Source organism: Fructilactobacillus sp. X3R2C1 (assembly GCF_059901235.1).
Genome location: NZ_JBWXVA010000081.1, coordinates 1 through 240, shown reverse-complemented (window position 1 = coordinate 240; position 240 = coordinate 1). Strand labels below are relative to the sequence as shown.

Annotated in this window: 1 pseudogene; it reads right to left on the bottom strand. The window is 63.3% G+C overall.

Going from position 1 to position 240, the window contains the following annotated elements:
* Positions 1-17: 17 nt before the first annotated feature.
* Positions 18-240 (bottom strand): annotated as a pseudogene (locus AC6UDB_RS07245) (exonuclease SbcCD subunit D); the annotation flags it as partial.

The window sequence follows — 240 nt, the reverse complement described above, 5'->3', positions numbered from 1 at the left end:
TCCAGCACCTTGTGCGGTTAGTTGATTTCGGCGAACGACAGAGGGATCGGCGAGCCGCTGTAGCGGAGGCGTTCTTCGCGGTTGACCTTCTGCGGCTTGTGCAGGTGGCCCAAGGCGACATAGCTGATGGCCTTGTCGAACAGCTTGGCCGGCAGTGCCTCGGCGTTGCCGATGATCAGGCTGCGCTCCGAGTCCTCCGACACCGAGCCACCGGCCATGTGCGCATGGCTGATGGCGATC